This window comes from Nibrella saemangeumensis (genome assembly GCF_039541915.1).
Classification (GTDB): domain Bacteria; phylum Bacteroidota; class Bacteroidia; order Cytophagales; family Spirosomataceae; genus Nibrella; species Nibrella saemangeumensis.
In genome coordinates, this window is record NZ_BAABHD010000083.1 from 227,499 (window position 1) to 249,623 (window position 22,125).

Consider the following 22,125-nt stretch of genomic DNA (forward strand, 5'->3'; position numbering starts at 1 on the left):
CGGAATATTTTTGAAGCGTATCGCTGTTTTGAGTGATTTAGTCGTAGATTTGCACTCCGTTTGTCACTTGAATGAAGGTGATACGCTTCATATAAGGTTCCGTGGCCGAGTGGCTAGGCAGAGGTCTGCAAAACCTTGTACAGCGGTTCGAATCCGCTCGGAACCTCTCTCAGGAACTGTTTATCAAAGTTTCATTTTTACAAGATTACCATTCAGCAGGTGCTTTTTTTTGTAGCCAGGCTGAATGGTAATTTTTTTGTAAACAAATCAGCGTTAACAAAAAGTTACTGCGTAAGAATCTTGCCGTTATGATGACCCAACTGGTTAGAAAAAGTATAAATAAATCAATATGCCAAAATATCAAACCGCAATTTTTGATAAAAGGCAATCCTGCATTACTTTTGTGTGCCAATGAAAATCAGAGGTAGGTATGTACTTAAATAATCTTGCTAATTTGTTCAATATGAACCGTTTAACGAAGTCATGCGGAGCGTTGGCTCTGGCTCTGACCATGCTGGTCGGCAGCGGTCGGGTCAATGCGCAGGACTCGGTAGCAACGGGTGGTGGAGGCCCTGCGGCAGCTACCCCGGCCCCGGCGGGAGGGGGAGATGCAGCCGCTGGTAAGACCCTGTTTAATAATAACTGTGCCCAGTGTCACGCCATAACCGATGAGGTTGTGGTAGGGCCGGGTTTAAAGGGCGTACTACAGCGTACACCTGGCAGAGACTGGCTGCACCGGTGGATTCGCAACCCGATGGCAATGGTTGGTTCCGGGGACGCTTATGCTAACCAGGTCTACAACAAATTTAACAAAATCCCCATGTCCAGCTTCCCGAATCTGACGGATGCTGACATTGATGGTATTCTGGCTTACATCGAAGAAAGCAATGCTGCACCAGCTCAGGCTGCTGTGGGAGGAGTAGCTCAGGAGCGTGGGGGTGGAGGTGCTTCGGCCGAAAATGGTTCGGGGGGTGGATTTGGTGCCGGGCCGTCAAACCTGTTTACGTTTGTGCTGGTTGCGCTGCTGGTGGTGATGCTGCTGGTGCTTGGCGTTCTGCTGTTAATAGTAACGCTCCTGTCCAAAGCCGTAAGTTCGCCGGCTTCCGGAACTCCTGGTGCTGAAACGACGCCGTTTATTCAGCGGCTGAGAACTGGACTGGCCAATACAGTGAACAATTCGACAATCCGTTCGGTGATTATCTGGTTGTTTATTCTGGTCGTCTCTAAAGAAACGGTAGATGGACTGTTCAGCGTGGGTATTCAGCAGGGTTACGCTCCCAAGCAGCCGATTGCTTATTCACACAAACTGCATGCAGGTCAGTACAAGATTGACTGTAATTACTGCCACACAGGTGTAAATAAAGGAAAGAACGCTACAATTCCTTCCGCTAACATCTGTATGAACTGCCATGGTGTGATTAAAAAAGAGTCACCGGAAATTCAGAAAATTTACGCGGCTATTGAGCAGGATCGTCCTATCGAGTGGGTCCGGGTGCATAACCTGCCGGATCTGGCTTATTTTAACCATGCGCAGCACGTCAACGTTGGTAATGTTCAGTGTCAGACCTGTCATGGTGAAATTGAAAAAATGGAAGTAGTGGAGCAACGGTCGTCCCTGACGATGGGCTGGTGTATAGATTGCCACCGGAACACGGAGGTAAACACGAAGGATAACGCTTATTACGATAAGCTGGTTGCTCTCCACCGGAAGCAAAGTAAGATGCCGCTTAAAGTGGCTAATATCGGTGGTCTGGAGTGTTCTAAGTGTCACTATTAATCACCCATTACTGAACAAAGAGAGTTTCTGTTTGTACAATCGAACGTATGGAACATACAAAAAAACGGTATTGGAGGGGGCTTGAAGAACTTCGTAACGACGAAGACTTCGTTAAGAACGCTTACCAGGAGTTTCCTTCGGCACCGACCAATGACCTCGAAAACATAGTAGACGGTACTGGTACCCACCGCCGTGACTTCTTAAAAGTATTAGGATTTGGTATGGCGGCTGTTTCTCTGGCTGCCTGCCGCGAAGCTCCGGTCAGGAAAGCAATTCCTTATCTGAACAAGCCAGAACATACTTTCCCTTCTATATCTGACTACTACGCATCTACTTATGTTGATGGTGGAGATTACGCCAGCGTACTGGTAGAAACCCGGGAAGGGCGGCCAATCAAAATCGAAGGGAACCCACAGTCAGGTGTAACCTATGGAGGAACGACAGCCCGTGTTCAGGCTTCCGTTCTTTCTCTGTATGATATTGATAAGCTGAAAGGACCGAAACGGGGTGACGCCGACATTGACTGGGCTACCGCAGATCGGGAAATCGTTAATCAGCTAGGTTCTATTGCTTCGCGTGGTGGTGCTATTCGGATTGTTACCTCAACGATCCTGAGTCCTTCTACCAAAGCAGTTGTTGCCGACTTCATCCGCCGGTACCCGACAACGACGCATGTTATGTACGATGCGAACTCGGCGTTTGGTATGGTGCAGGCGAATCAGACCTCTTTTGGCCGGGCTGTTATTCCGTCATACAACTTTAGCCGGGCTAACACCATTGTCGGAATCAATGCCGACTTTTTGGGTACCTGGCTGAATCCGCTGGAGTTTGCCCGTCCTTATGCCGAAACGCGTAAGCTTGGTAAAACCAAGCGGGATATGTCGCGCCATTATCAGTTTGAGCCGGCGTTTACTACAACGGGAGCAAATGCTGATTATCGGGGACCCTACAAGCCTTCACAGGAGGGCTTGGTTGTAGCGGCTCTTTACAACAAAGTAGCAGCTAAATTAGGTGGCTCCCCCATCAGTGCAACCGCCGTAGACGTTCCGCATCTGGATAAAGCGGCAACTGATCTGGCTGCTTCGCGCGGCCGGGCGCTGGTCGTTTGTGGTTCTAACGATCCCAATGTTCAGGTAGTTGTTAATGCGCTGAATGGCTTATTGGGTAGCTACGGTACAACGATAGATCTCAATACTCCGCTGAATTACCGTCAGGGTAATGATGTGGAGATGAATACCTTCATTAACGATGCGAAAGCAGGCCGTATTCAGGGTGTTCTGTTCTATAATGCCAATCCTGTTTATGATCATCCACGTGGAGCCGAGTTAGCTGAGGTTCTACCCCGGATTGCTTTATCGGTATCGTTTGCTGACCGGCCAGATGAAACAGCTTCATTGGTTAAGTACATTACTCCGGCTCCGCATTACCTGGAAAGCTGGAATGATGCTGAGCCAAAGGCGGGTTTCTTCAGCCTGACCCAACCAGCGATTACCTATATTTATAAAACCCGTCAGATGCAGTCGAGCCTGCTGACGTGGGCCGGGTTACCCAATGACTTTCAGGATTACGTACGAAATTACTGGAGAGCGAATCTGTACCCACGGGCAACCGGTTATTCGTCATTTGACGATTTTTGGGTGAAATCGCTGCACGATGGCGTATTTGAACCCGGTCGGGCGGCTGCTGCAGTAGGTGGTAGCGGTGCTGCTTTTGCCGGCAATCTGGCAACTGCTGCTACGGCTATTGCTCAGCGTTACAGAGCGGGCACGGGTATGGAACTGGCGCTATACGAAAAGGTTAGCGTTGGAACTGGTGCTCAGGCTAATAACCCATGGCTTCAGGAGATGCCTGATCCTGTCACAAAAGCCTGTTGGGATAACTATGCTGCTATTTCGCAGAAAACGGCTAATGATTTGGGCGTTGAGCAGAATCAGCTGGTATCTGTTCAGGTAGAAGGTCGTCCGGCTATTGAATTGCCAGTGCTGATTCAACCAGGTCAGACAGATGGTACGGTAGCAGTGGCCATTGGCTATGGTCGCCAGAAAGCTGGCAGGTCGGCAAATGGGGTAGGACAGAATGCTTATCCGCTAGCCAGCTTTGTAAACGGGTGTCTGAGCTTTGCCGCAGCAAATGTTAAAATAGAGAAGGCCGGTGGTCGTCGGGAAATTGCGCAGACGCAGACCCACGATACGGTAATGGGTCGATTGGCTGTGTTGCAGGAAGCCCGTCTGGCTGATTACAAAAAGAATCCGGCTGCAGGTGCCTATATACCTAAGGTAGTGACCTCTGAAGGCCCTGTTGTAGCCGATGAGTTGTCCCTATGGCATGGTTACGGTAAGCCGAACCACTCTTGGGGAATGATTATCGATCTGAACTCCTGCATTGGCTGTAATGCCTGTGTAATTGGTTGTCAGTCGGAAAATAATATTGCAGTAGTAGGCCGTCAGGAGGTTATCAACCGTCGGGAGATGCACTGGTTACGTATCGACCGTTACTATAGCAGCGATGCAGATGCAGATGATTTGAAAGGTCTGGAGGTTGCTTCGGCAAATCCGGAGGTAACCTTCCAGCCGATGCTTTGCCAGCACTGTTCAAATGCTCCCTGCGAGACAGTATGTCCCGTATTGGCGACTACCCACAGCTCGGAGGGTTTGAACCAGATGACCTACAATCGTTGTGTAGGAACTCGTTACTGCGCTAACAACTGCCCCTACAAGGTGCGCCGGTTCAACTGGTTTAAGTACTTTGATGAGAGCGAGTTCGATTACCATTTTAACAATGACCTTGGTAAAATGGTCATTAACCCGGATGTGACAGTTCGTTCACGGGGGGTTATCGAGAAGTGTTCATTCTGTGTACAGCGTATTCAGGAAGGTAAGTTAACCGCTAAAAAAGAGCGGAGACGGCCTTTGCCAGATGAAATTCAGACTGCCTGTGCGCAGGCTTGTCCGACGAATGCAATCATCTTCGGTGATATGAACAATCCGGAAAGCACTATCTCACAGGTTTTGGCTTATGAAGCTAATGAGCGGGCTTTCCACGTACTTAAAGAGATTAACACTAGACCGCAGATCTCTTACCTGAGAAAGATTCGGAACAAAGATGAAGAGCTTAAAAAAGAGCTTACTCAGGACAGTCAGGCGTAAGGTTAAATTGAAACAGTTTAATAAAGTAAAACTATGCATATAAGTTCGCCCGTAAGAACTCCATTGGTCACTGGGGGAAAAACTTACGCTGACGTTACGGAGGACGTAAGCAGACAGGTAGAAGGCCGTCCTACCCGCGAGTGGACAATTGCTTTCACCATCTCTGTCATCGTACTGTTGTACGGAACGGCTTGTTTATTTTACACGTGGTGGGAAGGTCTCGGCGTATGGGGCCTGAACAAAACAGTTGGATGGGCCTGGGACATCACCAACTTTGTGTGGTGGGTAGGTATCGGTCATGCCGGTACCCTGATCTCAGCTATTCTTTTGCTGTTCCGTCAGAAATGGCGGACGGCCGTTAACCGCGCTGCGGAGGCTATGACCATCTTCGCCGTTATCTGTGCTGCCAGCTTTATTCTGATGCACATGGGGCGACCCTGGCTAGCCTACTGGGCACTACCACTGCCGAATACCTTTGGTTCGCTGTGGGTGAACTTTAAGTCACCGCTGGTATGGGACGTGTTCGCCATCAGTACGTATTTCACCGTATCGCTGGTATTCTGGTATATGGGTCTGGTGCCCGATTTGGCTACCATTCGTGACCGGGCCCGTAGCCGTGTATCACGATACATCTACGGAGCGCTCTCATTGGGCTGGAATGGTTCGGCAAAGACCTGGGCTCGTTACGAATACATGAGTTTAATTCTGGCTGGTTTGTCTACACCGCTGGTACTTTCCGTGCATACCATTGTAAGTATGGACTTTGCCACATCGGTAATTCCGGGCTGGCACACCACCATTTTTCCGCCATACTTCGTCGCCGGTGCTATATTCTCGGGTTTTGCTATGGTTCAGAACCTGATGCTTATCATCCGGGTCGTTTTCCGCCTGGAAGACTATATTACCGTTGAGCACATTGAGTCCATGAATAAAGTCATTACGCTGACGGGATCAATTGTAGGGGTTGCTTACCTGACGGAGTTTTTCATCGCCTGGTACTCTGGAGTAGAGTTTGAAAGCTATGCTTTTATCAACCGGGCCTTTGGTCCTTATTGGTGGGCATACTGGGCCATGATGACCTGTAACGTAATTTCTCCGCAGTTGTTCTGGGTACGGTCAATCCGTCGTAGTGTAGTCTGGACATTCGTATTGTCGGTAGTGGTAAATATTGGTATGTGGTTCGAGCGATTCGTAATCATTGTTACCTCGCTGCACCGCGACTACCTCCCATCAAGCTGGGCAATGTTCAGCCCGACGCTGTTCGATATAAGTGACTATATCTTCTCATTCGGTCTTTTCTTTACCTTATTCCTGCTGTTCTCCAAGTTCCTGCCGGTGGTAAATATGGCTGAAGTGAAAGCAATTATTAAGTCTTCTTCGGAGCGGCTGCCTAAGTCCGTGTCCGGAGTAGCAAAAGGCGAACGAGTTACGAACCCGACGTTTAACAAAGACGTCGAATAAATAAATACGCTGATACAAAGTCGTTATGGCTCACGCAAACGGTAACGGTAAATTTCTGGTTGGCATCTTTGATGACGACGACGTAGTGCTCAAAGCAGTAGTGAAAGTAAAGGAATCAGGGGTTCGGATTCATGAGGTGTATACACCTTTTCCGATCCACGGCCTGGATGTGGTGCTGGGCCACCCGCGCACCCGATTAGGGATCGCTGCGTTCCTCTTCGGTCTGACAGGTACTCTGTGCGCCCTGCTGCTGACTGCTTATATGGAACGGTTTGACTGGCCTATGATTGTAGGTGGTAAAGACCCTTACTCTTTTCCAGTTTATATTCCGATCATATTTGAGTTAACGGTTCTGCTCTGTGCCTTGGGGATGGTAGGTACCTTTATCATTTCAAATGGTCTGGGGCCCACCGTTAAACCTCTGATGTTTGATCTCCGGACAACGGATAACAAGTTTGCTATGGCAATAGACTTAAGTAAAAACAAACTTGCCGAAGGTGATATCGAAAATATCCTGCGCCAGTCAGGGGCAGCGGAAGTAAACGTTAAGCAGTTTTAAAACAGGTTTAAAATGATTCGCATAAAACATACAATTCCTGCCCTGGTCTTGGCGCTGGTTTCCGTAATAGGAGTTTCCTGTTCAGGTGACCACGATGATACCGGTATGGAATATGCACCGAATATGTATGACCCCGTTGGGTATGAGCCGTATAAGCAACTGGAGCCCAACAAAATTAATCCTAATGGTCTAAATATGCGGTTACCGGCTCGTGGAACGGTAGCGCGTCCTAATTATCATACCACTTTCGGTACCGGTGATAGCGCGGTCAGAGACCTTATGATTTACAATATTCCGAAAGATAGCATTGCGATTGCCGAGCGGGTTTTGCAGAATCCTATTCCGCTGAATGATAAGACGCTGGAGGAGGGTAAAATTCTGTATGGCCGGTATTGCACGCATTGCCACGGTGAAGGTGGTAAGGGCGATGGTCTGGTCGGGCAGGTTTACAAAGGTGTACCCAATTATTCGGTCGGTGATTACGCAACGATGAACGATGGTCATATTTACCATGTGATTACTCATGGGAAAGGCCGTATGTGGCCGCATGGCTCGCAAATGACGCCGGAAGAACGCTGGAAGATCGTTCATTACGTTCATAAGCTTCAGCAGGGAGAATAAACTCCCGTTCAAAGAATTAGAGATAACTGATTAACTTAACTAATGGCATCGGTTCACGCAGCACCATCCGTAGAGGAACAATACGAGTTTACGTCGGGAACTAAAAATCGGTTGCTCTATGGAGCAATAGGGGGTTTAGTTCTGGTAGGTATAGGCGCGTTTTTGCTGGCCTCTGGCTTCGGAAGCCACGAGACGCATGAGGTAGCCCAGGGTGCTACCATGGAGGGCGCGGGTCATGGCGGTGGACATGAGTTCCACTGGACTACACGGCTTTGGGCAAATATTTGGGTAAACAGCGTTTATTTCACAGGTATAGCCGTTGTAGGAATGTTTTTTCTTTCCTATACGTATCTCGCTCAAGCTGGCTGGCATGTAGCCTTCAAACGGATTCCGGAAGCAATGCCCGCTTTTCTTCCGTTTACAGCTATAATTATGCTGATTACCTTCTTTATTGCCGGACATGATTTATTTCACTGGACCCACAGCGAATTATATGAAGTTGGTAATGAACAGTTTGACCCGATTATATCGGGTAAGAAGGGATATTTGAATACACCGTTCTTCCTGATCAGGATGGTTCTGTACTTCGGTCTTTGGTACGGTCTGTGGATGATGCTTCGTAAACAGTCGCTGCTGGAAGATGAACTGGGGGGGCTGGAGCCTTATAACAAAAGCATTCGTTACGGCACTATCTTTCTGGTTGTTTTTGCTGTAACGTCGTCAACATCAGCCTGGGATTTTGTGATGTCAATTGACACACACTGGTTCAGTACCATGTTTGGCTGGTACACATTGGCAAGCTGGCATGTAGCGGGTCTGGCTGTGATTACATTAAGCGTTGTAACCCTAAAAGAGCAGGGCTATCTCAAAGCTGTTAATGCCAGTCACCTGCACGATCTTGGCAAGTTTATCTTTGCCTTTAGTATCTTCTGGACATATGTATGGTTTGCTCAGTTTATGCTGATTTACTACGCCAATTTACCAGAGGAAACTATTTATTATGAAGAGCGTTTCAGCGGATTTGGGGGTATCTACAAAACTCCGTTTTTTGTTAACCTGTTCTTAAACTTTGTTTTTCCATTCCTTGTTCTAATGACAAGGGACGCTAAGCGCACGCATATCTTCCTGAAGATAGCCTGCTGGGGAGTAATTGTTGGTCACTATTTCGACTTCTACACCAACATCATGCCAGGTACTGTAGGGGAGCACGGTGGTTTTGGCCTTATAGAGTTTGGCACGATCCTTATCTTCGCCTGCCTTTTTATCTGGTCTGTAGCTAATCAGTTAACGAAAGCGAATCTGGTGCCGAGAAATCATCCCATGCTGGAGGAAACTGTACACCACGATATCTAATTCCCGGTTGTTAATCAAATAGCATTATGGTTTATATTGTTGGTTTATTATCACTCGTTTTTCTGGTGCTGACCATCCTTGTCATAGCGAGGCTCTCGAAAGTACTAAGGGGAGTAAATGGAACTTCCCGTCCGTTAGAAGAAGATGGGGGTGGCCGTATCGATATTTTTAGTAACCGCATCAATGGTGCCATGTTTTTAGTCTTCCTGGTAGGAGGAACAATCGCCATGGTTTGGTCCTATCTAGTTGCTCAAGGAGACTTTCTGCCAGAAGCATCTTCTCCTCATGGTCGACGCCTGGATGGTTTGTTCTGGCTTTCAATGGCTATTGTGACAGCCGCGTTTTTTATCACTAATACACTGTTATTCTACTTTGCGTGGAAATATCAGTACAAAGAAGGTAAAAGAGCTACCTACTATCCGGAGAATCACAAACTAGAGTTGATCTGGACGGTAGTTCCGGCAGTTGTTATGGCCCTGCTGGTATTTACTGGCTGGAGAGCCTGGCGTGATATTATGTCAGAAGCTCCTGCAGATTCAATGGTGTATGAAATTGTTGGAAAGCAGTTCAACTGGATTGTTCGCTACCCAGGCGCTGATGACAATAAGTTGGGTGCGTTTAATTACAAACTCATCGACAATAACAACGAATTAGGACTCGATTTCTCAGACGAGGCCGCGTTTGATGATTTTACGTCAACTACGGAATTACACATTCCGGTGAATAAGCCGGTCTTGCTGAAGATCCGGGCGCGTGATGTACTACACAGTGTATTCATTCCGCATTTGCGGGTAAAAATGGATGCTGTTCCGGGTATGCCGACCCGTTTCTGGTTCGTTGCTGATAAGACAACGGACGAAATGAAGAACCTGCTCAATAACCAGGATTTTACGTACGAAATTGCCTGTACGGAGGTTTGTGGTCGTGGTCACTTCTCTATGCGCATTCGCCTGATCGTTGAAGATGAGGAGTCATACAACAAATGGGTATCTGAGCAGAAGCCTTTGTTAAGTACGTTTCCGGAGTATGCTTCCCGTATTCCGGACAACTTGAAAGCTAAAGCAGCGAAGTATTTGCAGGGAGCGGCTCCAACTGAAAATACAACAGCTGCTACAACGGAAGAAGGTGGTGGGGCTGCCGCAAGTGCCTCTTTACGCTAATTAACCTGAACGAACGGATAAACAGACACACTATATGGCAACTGTAGAGACTAATTTAACGGGCTCGGTGCATGTTGAAGAGCATGAGCATCATGAGCCGGATAGTTTCTGGAGAAAGTATATCTTCTCGGAAGACCATAAGACAATCGCTAAGCAATACCTCATCACGGGTATTTTCTGGGCAGTAATCGGTATTAGCTTCTCCGTAATTTTCCGGCTTCAACTTGGCTTCCCAGGAATTAAGCTGGAGTTTTTACGGCCAATTCTGGGTAACTGGATTAACGAAACTGGTAATCTAGACCCTGATTTTTATCTGGCTTTGGTTACGATGCATGGTACCATTATGGTATTCTTCGTACTTACAGCCGGTTTGAGCGGAACCTTCAGTAACTTCCTGATTCCGCTTCAGGTGGGTGCTCGCGATATGGCATCTGGTTTCCTAAATATGCTGTCATACTGGTTCTTTTTTATAGCCAGTGTCATTATGTTCTTCTCTATGTTTTTGGAGACGGGGCCTGCCGCAGGGGGATGGGTTATTTATCCGCCGTTAAGTGCATTGCCTCAGGCTCACCCAGGTTCTGAAGCTGGTATGACACTTTGGCTGGTAAGTATGGCTTTGTTCATTGTGTCGCAGTTGTTAGGTGGTATCAACTACATTACTACGGTGATCAACTTAAGGACCCGTGGTATGTCATTCAGCAAATTACCGCTGACAATCTGGGCCTTTTTCCTGACTGCTGTATTGGGACTTATTTCGTTTCCGGTACTATTATCTGCTGCATTGCTGCTGATTTTTGACCGGAGCTTTGGTACCAGTTTCTATTTATCTGAGATTTATATTAATGGCGAAGCACTGCCGAACGTAGGCGGAAGCCCAATTCTGTTCCAGCACCTTTTCTGGTTCCTGGGTCACCCGGAAGTATACATTGTGATGTTGCCGGCACTGGGTATTACCTCAGAGATTATCGCGGTTAACTCACGGAAGCCAATCTTCGGCTATCGCGCCATGATTGCCTCCATGCTGGGTATCGCGTTTCTGGCCTTTATCGTATGGGCGCACCATATGTTTGTGACAGGCATGAACCCATTCCTCGGGTCAATCTTTATGTTCCTGACACTTATTATTGCGGTGCCATCAGCGGTAAAAGCGTTTAATTATATTACAACGCTTTGGAGAGGTAATCTTCGGTTTACGCCAGCCATGCTCTTTTCAATCGGGTTGGTGTCATTCTTTATCTCTGGGGGTGTAACAGGTATCATTTTAGGTAACAGCGCGCTGGACATCCAACTGCATGATACCTATTTTGTAGTAGCTCACTTCCACCTGGTAATGGGAGCCTCATCTGCGTTTGGTCTGTTAGCAGGTGTTTACCAGTGGTTCCCTAAAATGTTTGGACGAATGCTGAACGAAAAGCTGGGGTATATTCACTTCTGGTTTACCTTCATTGGTATATACATGGTGTTCTTCCCTATGCACTACATTGGCATCGCTGGTTTCCCGCGCCGGTACTATGCATTCACCAGCTACGAGTTTACTAAGAATATATTCAGTGATTTGAACAGCTTCGTGACCATTGCCGCTATCATCACTTTTGCGGCTCAGTTCCTGTTCCTGTTCAACTTTATCTACAGTATGTTCAGAGGTCGTCGTGCTCCTCAGAACCCGTGGAAATCAAATACGCTGGAGTGGACTACCCCAATACATCCGGGTCATGGTAACTGGCCAGGCGAAATCCCTGCGGTATACCGCTGGCCATATGATTATAGCAAGCCTGGTGCAAAAGAGGATTTTATTCCTCAAAACGTGCCCTATTCTCAAACTCCTGAATCAAACCTTCCGCATGAGAACGATATGATTGCTTTGGAGAAAGAGATTGAGGCTCAAAACTTCAATGACCAATTCAAACAACCTCATTAATAACAGTGACCGTCTATTTCGGAGACTGGCGCTTCTGACTGTTATCATTATTTACCTGCTGATCCTGGTGGGTGGAATAGTCAGGAGCACCGGCTCCGGAATGGGTTGTCCGGACTGGCCGAAGTGTTTCGGACAATGGATACCCCCAACCGACATATCCCAACTACCTGCTAATTATCAGGAAATTTACGGTCACCGCGGATATGCCAATACTTCGTTCAATGTAGTAAAAACGTGGACGGAGTACCTGAATCGCCTGCTAGGTGTCTTTACGGGTTTTATTATCTTCCTCACCTTTTTAGCGTCTTTACGCTACCGAAAACTCGATCCTGCGGTTACTGCCTTTAGTTTTCTTGCCTTTTTTCTAGTCGGTGTACAAGGCTGGCTGGGTGCTGTGGTAGTCTCCAGTGTATTAACTCCCTGGATTATTACCCTGCATATGTTGCTGGCAATAGTCATTGTAGGTATCCTGCTCTATGTTACAGCCCGTACGTATGCAGTACATATTGAAACTGGTCAGGTACAGAACAAAGCAGGTTTAAATCGATGGTTGATTATCAGTACGCTACTGCTTTTACTACAGGTATTGCTGGGAACCCAGGTTCGTGAAGCCGTTGATCATATCGGCGGACAAATAGGTGACCTGGCCAGAAGACTCTGGATAGAAAACCTGGGCTTAAGCTTTTATATCCACCGGTCATTTTCTATTCTGGTTTTTAGTGCTCAGCTCTACTGGCTCATTAGGTTTAAACGTCAGGGCCCGGCATCTGGATTAATCACCACCCTGGCAAACTGGGTAATTGTATTGTTGGGGGTGGAAATTATTACAGGAGCTACCATGGCTTACTTTGCCATTCCCGCTTTCCTGCAGCCCGTCCATTTAACGCTGGCTATTGTCGCACTGGGAATCCAATTTGTGTTGCTTTTGTTACTCAATAAAGAAAGTGTATTTCCCATAAAGAGATATACAGTCATCGAATCTGGAGAAGCGGTTTAGGTATGATTATGGTAGAGGAGCGAGTTGAATCAGCGCAGATAGAGTGGAGAGCTAAGTTAAAGGCTTATGTTGAGCTGCTGAAGCTTCGGCTCTCTGTAATTGTTGGCTTTTCAGGAGCAATAGGGTATCTGTTGGCGGCTCAGAAACCTTATGACTTTGGTAAAGTTTTGCTTTTTACCATTAGCGGTCTCTTAATCACAGGGGCGGCTAACGCAACGAACCAGGTGCTGGAGGTAGAGCTAGATAAGCTCATGAAAAGAACCGGTACTCGCCCGTTACCATCAGGCCGACTCAGTAAAAAAAATGCTCAGATTTTTATTGCGGCTCTGCTATTCTTTGGACTGACCATCCAGACTGTTTACTTTAATCCGCTTACGGCCGCTATTTCATTTTTCTCTTACATCCTCTACGGTTATGTCTATACACCGCTGAAGCGCGTGGGCCCCATTGCTGTGTTTGTAGGGGCCATACCTGGTGGCTTACCGCCGTTGATTGGCTGGGTGGCCTCCAGTGGCCTTATCACCTTGGAAGCCCTGATAATCTTTGCTATTCAATTTGTCTGGCAGTTTCCGCATTTTTGGGCTATTGCCTGGGTATTGGATGAAGACTACAAGAAGGCGGGCTTTCGCCTGTTGCCATTGAACAATACAAAATCCCTAGAGACAGCACTTCTGGTGATGCTTTTCACAATGGTTCTGCTGCCGCTGAGCATTTTACCCACCCAGTTGGGCCTGACTGGGCTGGTAGCCGCATGGATCGCAACGATCAGCGGTATTGTTTTCCTTTATCTTAACTATCAGTTAGTAAAAAATGGCAGTGACAAAGCAGCCTTACGATTAATGTTTGGCTCCTTTATTTATCTGCCGATAGTTCAAATTGCTTACGTTTTAGACAAGATATAACGTATGAAAGAAGACGTAGAAAGCGTGAAGTGGGTACAGGAAGAGCCGGAAGAAACGCTTTCAATGAACCCACGCAAGTTTATTTTGTGGTTGTTTATTGTTAGTATTCTTATGCTTTTTGCGGCCATGACCAGTGCTTATCTGGTGCGTCGTGCAGAAGGCAACTGGCTGGAATATGATATACCTCTTGTATTCAGTTATAGTACCATAGTGTTAGTAATTAGTAGCCTTACCATGCATTGGGCCCTTCTGGCTGCAAAAAAAGATAACTTTACCAGTCTGAAAATAGCAATATCTGTTACTTTTGCATTCGGAATTGCCTTTCTGGTCATGCAATTTGAGGGTTGGAAAAACCTGGTTGATCAGGATGTATATTTCGTAGGAAATCCGGCCGGCTCTTTTATGTATGTGTTTACGGGCCTGCATGCCTTTCACCTGATCACCGGACTTTTTGTTCTGCTGTTTGCATTAAGGGCGACGTTTCGGCTGAAGGTACATGCAAAAAGCCTGGAGCAGATTGAAATTTGCTCGACTTACTGGCATTTCCTGGACATTCTCTGGTTGTATTTGTTTTTCTTCTTAGTTTATTTTCATTGATAATTAGACTCTGACGCATGGCGGCTACTGCAACGACTGACGCAACAACGACATTCGACAAAAAGACCTGGATGGGCGGTGTTGAGCCGATGAACGCCAGCTACGGCAAGCTGATGATGTGGTTTTTCCTCATCTCAGATACGTTCACCTTCTCGGCCCTGCTTGTTACGTATGGATTAATTCGATTCAGCTACCCGGCCTGGGATCCTGCCATTCACGGGGAAGTATTTCAGTTCTCCAATCTTTACTGGCCAATTCCTGAGAAGGTATATAATTCAGTTCCTTTTTTTCATGGAGTTGATCTACCACTGGTCTTTGTCGGTTTAATGACCTTCATCCTGATCTTTAGTAGCGTAACAATGGTATTAGCCGTTGAGGCTGGTCACCGCAGGGACCGTGCAGATGTAGAAAAATACATGCTTTGGACCATCCTGGGAGGGCTTACTTTTCTAGGTAGTCAAGCTTGGGAATGGTCACACTTTATTCATGGAACAGACCAGGGGACAATCATACGGGAACTGGTGGGTGGTGAGTGGATTCAGCGGACTATCTTTGGGGCTAATCTGATAGAGAACCAATATGGACCTCCCGCCTTTGCGGACCTCTTCTTCTTTATTACAGGTTTCCACGGAACACACGTATTGAGTGGGGTAGTGCTTAATATCTTGATCTTTTATCGTACCGCTACGGGTCTTTATGATCGTCGGGGTCATTACGAGATGGTTGAGAAGGTAGGTTTATACTGGCACTTCGTCGATCTGGTTTGGGTTTTCGTCTTTACATTCTTTTATCTGGTATAAGTTAAAAAGAATAAATTACTATGGCTGGTCATCATAATCCTGAATTTGATAATCATAGCGGAACGGATGTAACTCCTCCGCAAACCGCCATTATCTGGCGGACCTTCTGGATATTAGCTGGTATAACGGCTCTTGAATTCCTCATCGCCTTTACTATGCCTGCTAATACATTGCGAATCGCAATTTTCTGCGGAATGACAATTGTGAAGGCATTTTATATCGTAGGTGAGTTCATGCACCTGAAGCACGAGGTAAAAAGTTTGATCTGGTCAATTTTGCTGCCTTGTATTTTTGTTGTCTGGCTATTGGTAGCCTTGCTCGTGGAAGGCGGCAGTATATTTGGACTTAGGTAATTATGTTTAAATCTTGGAAAGCCGGGACGCTGCTGCTTGTACTGCTGGTCCCGGCTTTACTGTTTATTTTTCTGAAGCTTTTTGGCCGCAATCATTTCACGCTGCCTAAATATATCCCCCGCATTGATTCGACTACGGGCGAACCGCTCATGCAGAAGCAGGTTAATCCAAAAGGAGAAGAAGTGATGGATACGGTCTTTCATACAGTACCTGGCTTCCGTCTCACCGATCAAACCGGAAAACAGGTTGATGCATCCGTTGTGAAAGGTAAGATTCACATTGCGGATTTTTTCTTCACACGCTGCGGCACCATTTGTCCTAAATTATCCTCTCAACTCACCCGGGTACAGGATATCTTTCGGGATGATCCGAATCTGATGTTACTATCTTTTTCCGTTGATCCAGAGCATGATAGTCCAGAGAAGCTACAAACCTATGCCCGAAAGTATGAAGCTATTCCTGGCAAGTGGTATTTTCTAACCGGTGATAAGGCACAAATTTACCAATTGGCGCAGCGGGGTTACTTTTTACCCGTTGTTGATCATGGTGTAAGTTATGGTAAACCGGATGAAACTTTTATTCATAGCGAAAAGTTGGTATTGGTAGATAAGGAAGGCTATATCAGAGGGTTTTATAATGGCACAGATCCCGAGGATGTAGACCGCCTGGTATTGGAAATCCGCGTTTTATTGGATATGTACCGTAATCAATAACCCACCATGGAAACGGTTTTAATCAATAAACAAAAAAAGGCAAATCAACTTATTAACATCCTGGCTGCTGTTATACCGATTACAGTAGCAGTTTTGTTAGGGGTTCGGCAAAAAGTGGATTTAGGGAATTGGACAACCTATCTGCCACACATAAATGGTATCATCAACTCCTTGACCGCAATTTTATTAATTGCGGGCTTGTATTTCATCCGGCAGAAAAATGTATCGGCTCACCGACTGGCTATGCTTTCAGCATTTACCCTGGGCTCGGTTTTTCTAATTACTTATGTTTTATACCACCTCGCCAATGAGTCAACGGCATTTGGTGGAGAAGGCTGGATTCGGCCGGTGTATTACTTTCTGCTGATTTCTCACATTGTTTTATCGGTATTGGTGGTTTGGTTTGTGTTGCGGGCATTGTACTTTGCCTTATCAGGTCAGCACCAACAGCACCGGCAGGTGGTCAAATGGGCATATCCTATCTGGCTTTATGTGAGCATCACTGGCGTGGTTGTTTACCTGATGATTAAGCCTTATTACATGCATTAAACGAATTGGGTATGAAGGGTCGGAAGCTAATTATTGTGATTACTATACTGATATTTGCCGCGCCGGAACTGATGGCGCAGTGCGCTATGTGCCGAGGCTCGGTAGAAAGTACGGTCAGTAACGGCCGTAGCGTTGTGGCCTCAAACTTGAATACAGGTATTCTGTACCTGTTAGCTGTACCTTACCTAATGGTAGCGGCTATTTCTTATCTGTGGTATCGGAACAGTAAAAAAGAGCATGAACAGCGGCTTGCTATTATCAGTCGGGTTAAGCGAGCTATGTCTTAGCTAAACGGTCTGTTTTAGAGTACGTTACAATAAAGGGGCCTTAGTGCCCCTTTCATTTTACCTTTGATGTTGAAATTTTTTTAGAGTGATGCAACCTTACAGGCATGAACTATCATCTTGTAGTTGATTAGCACGCAGGCATGATGCGAATTCTACCATTCTTTACAACCGAAAGTCAATTAGTGAAAGCACTTCAGCAAGGCGAAAGCCGGGCGCAGAAGGTAATGTACGATAAGTACGCTGCCCGGATGCTAGCTGTTTGTGCCCGCTACGTAGCGAATCGGGCTGATGCAGAGGAGGTAATGATCGATGGCTTTATGAGGGTATTTGAGAAAATCCAACAGTTTCGGGAAGATGGTAGCCTGGAAGGGTGGATTCGGCGCATTATGGTGACCGAGTCACTGATGTACCTCCGCCGGACGAAAGCCTGGCGACAGGAGGTTTCCATAGATGATTCAATCGAAGAGCCCGACTACCAATGGGCTGATGAAGCATTACATGCAGAAGAGTTGCTACGGTTGGTGAGCCAGCTACCCGATGGCTACCGGACTGTTTTTAACCTGTATGCCATCGAAGGATACAGCCACGCCGAAATCGCTGAAATGCTGGGTATTACCGAAAGTACATCTAAGTCTCAGTTACACCGGGCAAGAGCGTTACTGCAGCAAAATGTAAAGAAAATAGAAGACCAGGTACGTGTAAACAACAGCCAATATGCAAAAACATCCCATCGATGATTTGTTTGGCCGACAGCTGAAACAGGCATCCCTAAAACCCAGTGCCGATGCCTGGGCAAGGCTACAGGAACGCCAGGGTTATAAAAAACGCCCCGTTGCCATGTGGTGGTATGCTTCAGCCGCAGCCTGCCTGCTTCTGGTAGGGTTGACCGGTTGGTGGCTTTGGCAGACCAACCTAGATATAACGCTGAAGGCAGGCATAGCCAAACAGGCAGGAAAAGTTCAGCCCCAGATAACACAACCGCAGCCGGACGATAACGCGTATCCGGCTGCAAAGGAGCAGGCAAATGAGCCGGTAATTGCTTCTGTAGACAAAAAGGCAGGTAAGAAGACAGGCGGTCTGGCTCAGCCATCGGCTGATTTGACAAGCGCAACGGCTGAGGCAGTCAAACCAGCAGAGGAGTTAGCCGGCAAGAATACGAACAGTACAGAAGCAGAACCTGTGGTTGTGGCTAGGGCCGTTCCGGTGCAGGAAAAAGCAGTAGCGCCTGTGGTGCTTTCTACAGAGGAAAAAACGCTGATTGTACAGCTTGCCCCTCCTCAGGAAATGTCAGGTAAAGCCTATGACGAAGGAGACCACCAGAGCGAAGGTACTGAGCAGAGCAATAAAAAGAAACGGACCAAAATGGGCCGTATTCTCCGGCAGCTAAACAACCTGAGAGAAGGCGAACCTATCGATTGGCAGGAAGTTGGAGTACAGCCAGGCAACCTGCTGGCTAAAGCCTCTAAAACAGTAGATGAAGGCCGGGAAAAAATTTCTGATTCCTACGAGAACATTCGGTCGAATGCTTTTAAGAAACATGCAGAAGAAAAATAGTACCATGAAATCTATCCTCACCATTGCATTAATGCTCCTGATGAGCCGCTGGACAGCCGCAGCGCCTAACGATACACCGGCTGACTCGCTGGTTATTCTGTTTGGCAATAAAACCCGTTTGGTTATCCATTCCGACGACAAAAATGGAATTAGCCAACTCGCTAAATACGACCTTAACAAACTCGTTTCTGACATGGGCTTGATGCTGGACAGCACCAGTAGTGGGGAAAAATATTTAGTGATTAATGAAAAAAGCACTCAGCGTTACCTGCGCGACACAGTAATTGTCGTGACCCGAAAAGACGGCAAAGTTACCGTGACGGTAAAGGACCGCGACAAGCAAAGTAAAGTTGAGAAGAACGACGAAAATAAGGAAGGTGACGACTCAGATCGGGAGTACCGCCGGAACCAGGAGCGCCGTCGGCGTAATAACTGGAATCTTAGTATAGAAGGAGTTGGTATCGGGTTAAATGGATTAATACAAAAAACGTCAAGTCAAGCATACTCTTCCGAAACGTATGAACTACGGCCAATAGGCTCGCGGTACGTTAGCCTGGGGGTTGGGCAGATGCCAACGATTGCTAAAGGCAAAACAGCCTCGCTCCGACTATATTATGCGCTGGAAGTCTCCTGGAATAACTTTATGTTCGAGCAGGACAATATTGCCGTGAAGACACCGACTGGAGTGGCCTTTTTGGATGCCGGCCGCGACCTGAAGAAAAGCAAGCTGACGGTAGCTACCATTAACATCCCATTTGTGCCACGCGTCACCTTCTACAACACCAGCGGTCGTAAGCTCTTTCATCTGGGTGCTGGTGTTTACGGAGGTTATCGGATCGATAGCTATACGAAGATAAAGGAGCTTAATAACAATAGAGAGCGTAATCACTCAAACTTTCACCTGAACAACTTCCGGTATGGTTTGATCGCTCATCTTGGTATTGCCAAAACAAACTTCTTCGTGAAGTACGATTTAAATCCCCTGTTCAAGCCTGGGTTCGGTCCGGATGTAAGAGCTATCAGCTTTGGGATAGGCCTTTGATACAGAAAGATATAGTACAAAAAGCGACCGCTTCTCCGGAGAGAGCGGTCGCTTTTTGTGTAAATGTCAGGAAATAATTTCGGCAAGATGTTGACAAGAAGTCAAAACAGTGTAATTTTGCAACTCCAAATGGGTGAGCAGCCCAAAAGCGTTCTTTAACAGGTTATTTTTCGGGGAGTTTCCAGAGTGGCCAAATGGATCAGACTGTAAATCTGCTGGCGTATGCCTTCGGAGGTTCGAATCCTCCACTCCCCACAAAAGTCTGCAGTCAGCAGTTCTCAGTTGGCATTTTTGCTCGCTGGATATTGTTAACTACTGGCTCTAAAAGCGGGAGTAGCTCAGTTGGTAGAGCGGCAGCCTTCCAAGCTGCAGGTCGCGGGTTCGAGACTCGTCTCCCGCTCAAGAGTGTGACGGCTCGTAGTTCGATTCGTTTTCACTCGGAGCAATGAATGATGTACAATGAATAATGAAAAATCATATTCATTCTGCATTGTTCATTAGTCATTACAAACAAGCCTTCTTAGCTCAGTGGTAGAGCACTTCCTTGGTAAGGAAGAGGTCGTCGGTTCAAATCCGATAGAAGGCTCCAAGCCGTCAAACTGATAAGGATGTCCAGGGTGACCCGGCTTTACAGATAAGTGTCCCTGTGGGCACTTTCTTCATAATAGGCAAATTCATCCAAAAACCAATAACAGTTCACTTAAGCGTTTTTTAAACATGGCAAAAGAAACTTTTGACCGTTCAAAACCGCACGTAAACATCGGTACGATCGGTCACGTTGACCACGGTAAAACGACGTTGACGGCTGCCATTACAAAAGTGCTGGCCGAAAAGGGTCTGGCCGAGAAAAGAGACTTCTCTTCTATTGACAACGCCCCTGAAGAAAAAGAGCGTGGTATTACCATCAATACCTCTCACGTAGAATATCAGACGGCTAACCGTCACTATGCACACGTTGACTGTCCGGGTCACGCTGACTATGTGAAGAACATGGTTACGGGTGCGGCTCAGATGGACGGTGCTATTCTGGTAGTAGCGGCTACTGATGGTCCGATGCCCCAGACTCGTGAGCACATCCTGCTGGCTCGTCAGGTAGGTGTACCTCAGTTGGTAGTCTTCATGAACAAAGTTGACATGGTGGACGATCCGGAGCTGCTGGAACTGGTGGAAATGGAAATCCGCGAACTGTTGAGCTTCTATGATTTCGATGGCGACAATATTCCGGTTATCCAAGGCTCTGCGCTGGGTGGTCTGAATGGCGATGCTAAGTGGGTATCAACTATCGAAGAGCTGATGGATGCTGTTGATAGCTTTATTCCGCTGCCTCCCCGTCAGACTGACCTGCCGTTCCTGATGCCGGTAGAAGACGTGTTCTCAATTACGGGTCGTGGTACGGTTGCTACCGGCCGTATTGAGCGTGGCGTTATCAACTCAGGTGATCCAGTAGAAATCCTGGGTATGGGTGCAGAAAACCTGAAGTCAGTTGTAACGGGTGTTGAAATGTTCCGGAAGATTCTGGACCGTGGCGAAGCCGGTGACAACGTGGGTCTGTTACTCCGCGGTATTGAAAAAACGGATATTCGTCGTGGTATGGTAATCTGTAAGCCGGGCTCGGTGACTCCGCACGCCAAATTTAAGGCTGAGGTTTACGTACTGTCGAAGGAAGAAGGTGGCCGTCACACGCCGTTCTTTAACAAATATCGTCCGCAGTTCTACTTCCGTACCACGGACGTTACGGGCGAAATTACCCTGCCGGCCAACGTTGAGATGGTTATGCCTGGTGATAACATCACCATCGAAGTAACCTTGATTAACAAAATCGCTATGGAGAAAGGTCTTCGTTTCGCTATCCGCGAAGGTGGCCGTACCGTAGGTGCCGGTCAGGTAACGGAGATTCTCGACTAAGTAAATAGCTGAAAACAAATGCATTTCTTCACGGGAATGCATTTGTTTTATCTAGATATTTCGTATCTTTGCAGCCCGAACGGCTCTCACGAACCAGTTACGGGCTGCAAAGTTTTAAGAATACCAACAATTACGGGTGTAGTTCAAGGGTAGAATAGCGGTCTCCAAAACCGTTGATGGGAGTTCGAATCTCTCCACCCGTGCCAATCTCCTTAACACATGGACAAGGTAACCTCGTTTCTGAAGCACTCCTGGGAGGAAGTTCAGCACAACGTGACTTGGCCTAAATTCACTGATCTTCAGTCCAGTTCTACGCTGGTGCTGGTAGCGTCGCTGATTTTTGCGCTTTTAGTCGGGTTAATTGATTTCTTATTTGAAAACGGATTAAACGCCTTCTATCAGTCTTTCTGATAAGGGTAGTTTTAGCAAGT

General features: G+C 46.9%; 20 protein-coding genes and 5 tRNA genes. All 25 read left to right on the forward strand.

The window, feature by feature from the left end:
• Window positions 1-95 precede the first annotated feature (95 nt).
• The 25 genes from ABD949_RS27135 to secE all read left to right on the forward strand — a co-directional run bounded on the left by ABD949_RS27135 (window position 96) and on the right by secE (window position 22,105).
• Window positions 96-166 (forward strand) — tRNA-Cys (locus tag ABD949_RS27135).
• 297 nt (window positions 167-463) lie between these two features.
• Entirely contained in the window at window positions 464-1,777 is a 1,314-nt protein-coding gene (locus ABD949_RS27140) for a c-type cytochrome (protein ID WP_345249019.1), read from the forward strand.
• A gap of 47 nt (window positions 1,778-1,824) precedes the next feature.
• Complete coding sequence (locus ABD949_RS27145; RefSeq protein WP_345249021.1) at window positions 1,825-4,923, forward strand: TAT-variant-translocated molybdopterin oxidoreductase; 3,099 nt, start codon at window positions 1,825-1,827, stop codon at window positions 4,921-4,923.
• Between the two features lie 33 nt (window positions 4,924-4,956).
• The gene (nrfD, locus tag ABD949_RS27150) at window positions 4,957-6,384 is read left to right on the forward strand and encodes an NrfD/PsrC family molybdoenzyme membrane anchor subunit (RefSeq protein ID WP_345249023.1); all 1,428 of its coding nucleotides are present in this window, start codon (window positions 4,957-4,959) and stop codon (window positions 6,382-6,384) included.
• Window positions 6,385-6,409: 25 nt separating this feature from the next.
• Window positions 6,410-6,943: a DUF3341 domain-containing protein gene (locus ABD949_RS27155; RefSeq protein WP_345249025.1), complete on the forward strand. Its 534-nt coding sequence runs from the start codon at window positions 6,410-6,412 to the stop codon at window positions 6,941-6,943.
• Between the two features lie 12 nt (window positions 6,944-6,955).
• Window positions 6,956-7,564, forward strand: a complete 609-nt coding sequence (locus tag ABD949_RS27160) for a c-type cytochrome (RefSeq protein WP_345249027.1) — start codon at window positions 6,956-6,958, stop codon at window positions 7,562-7,564.
• A gap of 42 nt (window positions 7,565-7,606) precedes the next feature.
• Window positions 7,607-8,917, forward strand: coding sequence for a quinol:cytochrome C oxidoreductase (locus tag ABD949_RS27165; protein WP_345249029.1), 1,311 nt, complete (start codon window positions 7,607-7,609; stop codon window positions 8,915-8,917).
• 26 nt (window positions 8,918-8,943) lie between these two features.
• Entirely contained in the window at window positions 8,944-10,077 is a 1,134-nt protein-coding gene (locus tag ABD949_RS27170) for a cytochrome c oxidase subunit II (RefSeq protein ID WP_345249031.1), read from the forward strand.
• A 34-nt stretch (window positions 10,078-10,111) separates the two neighbouring features.
• Window positions 10,112-11,995, forward strand: a complete 1,884-nt coding sequence (locus tag ABD949_RS27175) for a cytochrome c oxidase subunit I (RefSeq protein ID WP_345249033.1) — start codon at window positions 10,112-10,114, stop codon at window positions 11,993-11,995.
• Entirely contained in the window at window positions 11,970-12,992 is a 1,023-nt protein-coding gene (locus tag ABD949_RS27180) for a COX15/CtaA family protein (RefSeq protein WP_345249035.1), read from the forward strand. Before ABD949_RS27175 ends, ABD949_RS27180 begins: the two co-directional genes overlap by 26 nt.
• Before the next feature lie 2 nt (window positions 12,993-12,994).
• Window positions 12,995-13,894: a heme o synthase gene (gene cyoE, locus ABD949_RS27185; protein ID WP_345249037.1), complete on the forward strand. Its 900-nt coding sequence runs from the start codon at window positions 12,995-12,997 to the stop codon at window positions 13,892-13,894.
• Between the two features lie 3 nt (window positions 13,895-13,897).
• Window positions 13,898-14,491: a cytochrome c oxidase subunit 3 gene (locus ABD949_RS27190; RefSeq protein ID WP_345249039.1), complete on the forward strand. Its 594-nt coding sequence runs from the start codon at window positions 13,898-13,900 to the stop codon at window positions 14,489-14,491.
• Between the two features lie 17 nt (window positions 14,492-14,508).
• Window positions 14,509-15,291: a cytochrome c oxidase subunit 3 gene (locus ABD949_RS27195; protein ID WP_345249041.1), complete on the forward strand. Its 783-nt coding sequence runs from the start codon at window positions 14,509-14,511 to the stop codon at window positions 15,289-15,291.
• A gap of 20 nt (window positions 15,292-15,311) precedes the next feature.
• Window positions 15,312-15,644, forward strand: a complete 333-nt coding sequence (locus ABD949_RS27200; RefSeq protein ID WP_345249043.1) for a cytochrome C oxidase subunit IV family protein — start codon at window positions 15,312-15,314, stop codon at window positions 15,642-15,644.
• Window positions 15,645-15,646: 2 nt separating this feature from the next.
• Window positions 15,647-16,357, forward strand: coding sequence for an SCO family protein (locus ABD949_RS27205; RefSeq protein WP_345249045.1), 711 nt, complete (start codon window positions 15,647-15,649; stop codon window positions 16,355-16,357).
• 6 nt (window positions 16,358-16,363) lie between these two features.
• The gene (locus tag ABD949_RS27210; protein WP_345249047.1) at window positions 16,364-16,906 is read left to right on the forward strand and encodes a DUF420 domain-containing protein; all 543 of its coding nucleotides are present in this window, start codon (window positions 16,364-16,366) and stop codon (window positions 16,904-16,906) included.
• A 427-nt stretch (window positions 16,907-17,333) separates the two neighbouring features.
• Window positions 17,334-17,930, forward strand: coding sequence for an RNA polymerase sigma factor (locus tag ABD949_RS27215; RefSeq protein WP_345249049.1), 597 nt, complete (start codon window positions 17,334-17,336; stop codon window positions 17,928-17,930).
• The gene (locus ABD949_RS27220; RefSeq protein WP_345249051.1) at window positions 17,908-18,747 is read left to right on the forward strand and encodes a hypothetical protein; all 840 of its coding nucleotides are present in this window, start codon (window positions 17,908-17,910) and stop codon (window positions 18,745-18,747) included. The genes ABD949_RS27215 and ABD949_RS27220 overlap by 23 nt, the downstream gene beginning before the upstream one ends.
• Before the next feature lie 4 nt (window positions 18,748-18,751).
• On the forward strand, window positions 18,752-19,789 hold the full coding sequence (locus ABD949_RS27225) for an outer membrane beta-barrel protein (protein WP_345249053.1): 1,038 nt from the start codon (window positions 18,752-18,754) through the stop codon (window positions 19,787-19,789).
• A gap of 172 nt (window positions 19,790-19,961) precedes the next feature.
• Window positions 19,962-20,044 (forward strand) — tRNA-Tyr (locus ABD949_RS27230).
• Between the two features lie 72 nt (window positions 20,045-20,116).
• A tRNA-Gly gene (locus tag ABD949_RS27235) sits at window positions 20,117-20,189 on the forward strand.
• 114 nt (window positions 20,190-20,303) lie between these two features.
• A tRNA-Thr gene (locus ABD949_RS27240) sits at window positions 20,304-20,378 on the forward strand.
• A gap of 128 nt (window positions 20,379-20,506) precedes the next feature.
• Window positions 20,507-21,694 carry an elongation factor Tu gene (tuf, locus tag ABD949_RS27245; RefSeq protein ID WP_345249055.1) on the forward strand — a complete coding sequence of 396 codons (1,188 nt, stop codon included), beginning with the start codon at window positions 20,507-20,509 and terminating at the stop codon, window positions 21,692-21,694.
• A 132-nt stretch (window positions 21,695-21,826) separates the two neighbouring features.
• Window positions 21,827-21,900: transfer RNA gene (locus ABD949_RS27250), tRNA-Trp, on the forward strand.
• 13 nt (window positions 21,901-21,913) lie between these two features.
• Window positions 21,914-22,105 (forward strand): preprotein translocase subunit SecE, encoded by a 192-nt coding sequence (gene secE, locus ABD949_RS27255; protein ID WP_345249057.1) that lies wholly within the window; start codon window positions 21,914-21,916, stop codon window positions 22,103-22,105.
• The last annotated feature ends 20 nt before the right edge of the window (window positions 22,106-22,125 follow it).

Excerpts from the sequence above, each read along its gene's own strand:
- ABD949_RS27175 (WP_345249033.1), top strand. The coding sequence starts at position 10,112 with ATGGCAACTGTAGAGACTAATTTAACGGGCTCGGTGCATGTTGAAGAG.
- ABD949_RS27190 (WP_345249039.1), top strand. The coding sequence starts at position 13,898 with ATGAAAGAAGACGTAGAAAGCGTGAAGTGGGTACAGGAAGAGCCGGAA.
- ABD949_RS27215 (WP_345249049.1), top strand. The coding sequence starts at position 17,334 with ATGATGCGAATTCTACCATTCTTTACAACCGAAAGTCAATTAGTGAAA.
- ABD949_RS27210 (WP_345249047.1), top strand. The coding sequence starts at position 16,364 with ATGGAAACGGTTTTAATCAATAAACAAAAAAAGGCAAATCAACTTATT.
- ABD949_RS27140 (WP_345249019.1), top strand. The coding sequence starts at position 464 with ATGAACCGTTTAACGAAGTCATGCGGAGCGTTGGCTCTGGCTCTGACC.
- cyoE (WP_345249037.1), top strand. The coding sequence starts at position 12,995 with ATGATTATGGTAGAGGAGCGAGTTGAATCAGCGCAGATAGAGTGGAGA.
- ABD949_RS27205 (WP_345249045.1), top strand. The coding sequence starts at position 15,647 with ATGTTTAAATCTTGGAAAGCCGGGACGCTGCTGCTTGTACTGCTGGTC.
- ABD949_RS27220 (WP_345249051.1), top strand. The coding sequence starts at position 17,908 with ATGCAAAAACATCCCATCGATGATTTGTTTGGCCGACAGCTGAAACAG.
- secE (WP_345249057.1), top strand. The coding sequence starts at position 21,914 with ATGGACAAGGTAACCTCGTTTCTGAAGCACTCCTGGGAGGAAGTTCAG.
- ABD949_RS27145 (WP_345249021.1), top strand. The coding sequence starts at position 1,825 with ATGGAACATACAAAAAAACGGTATTGGAGGGGGCTTGAAGAACTTCGT.
- ABD949_RS27225 (WP_345249053.1), top strand. The coding sequence starts at position 18,752 with ATGAAATCTATCCTCACCATTGCATTAATGCTCCTGATGAGCCGCTGG.
- ABD949_RS27155 (WP_345249025.1), top strand. The coding sequence starts at position 6,410 with ATGGCTCACGCAAACGGTAACGGTAAATTTCTGGTTGGCATCTTTGAT.
- ABD949_RS27170 (WP_345249031.1), top strand. The coding sequence starts at position 8,944 with ATGGTTTATATTGTTGGTTTATTATCACTCGTTTTTCTGGTGCTGACC.
- ABD949_RS27165 (WP_345249029.1), top strand. The coding sequence starts at position 7,607 with ATGGCATCGGTTCACGCAGCACCATCCGTAGAGGAACAATACGAGTTT.
- ABD949_RS27180 (WP_345249035.1), top strand. The coding sequence starts at position 11,970 with ATGACCAATTCAAACAACCTCATTAATAACAGTGACCGTCTATTTCGG.
- ABD949_RS27160 (WP_345249027.1), top strand. The coding sequence starts at position 6,956 with ATGATTCGCATAAAACATACAATTCCTGCCCTGGTCTTGGCGCTGGTT.
- ABD949_RS27200 (WP_345249043.1), top strand. The coding sequence starts at position 15,312 with ATGGCTGGTCATCATAATCCTGAATTTGATAATCATAGCGGAACGGAT.
- ABD949_RS27195 (WP_345249041.1), top strand. The coding sequence starts at position 14,509 with ATGGCGGCTACTGCAACGACTGACGCAACAACGACATTCGACAAAAAG.
- tuf (WP_345249055.1), top strand. The coding sequence starts at position 20,507 with ATGGCAAAAGAAACTTTTGACCGTTCAAAACCGCACGTAAACATCGGT.
- nrfD (WP_345249023.1), top strand. The coding sequence starts at position 4,957 with ATGCATATAAGTTCGCCCGTAAGAACTCCATTGGTCACTGGGGGAAAA.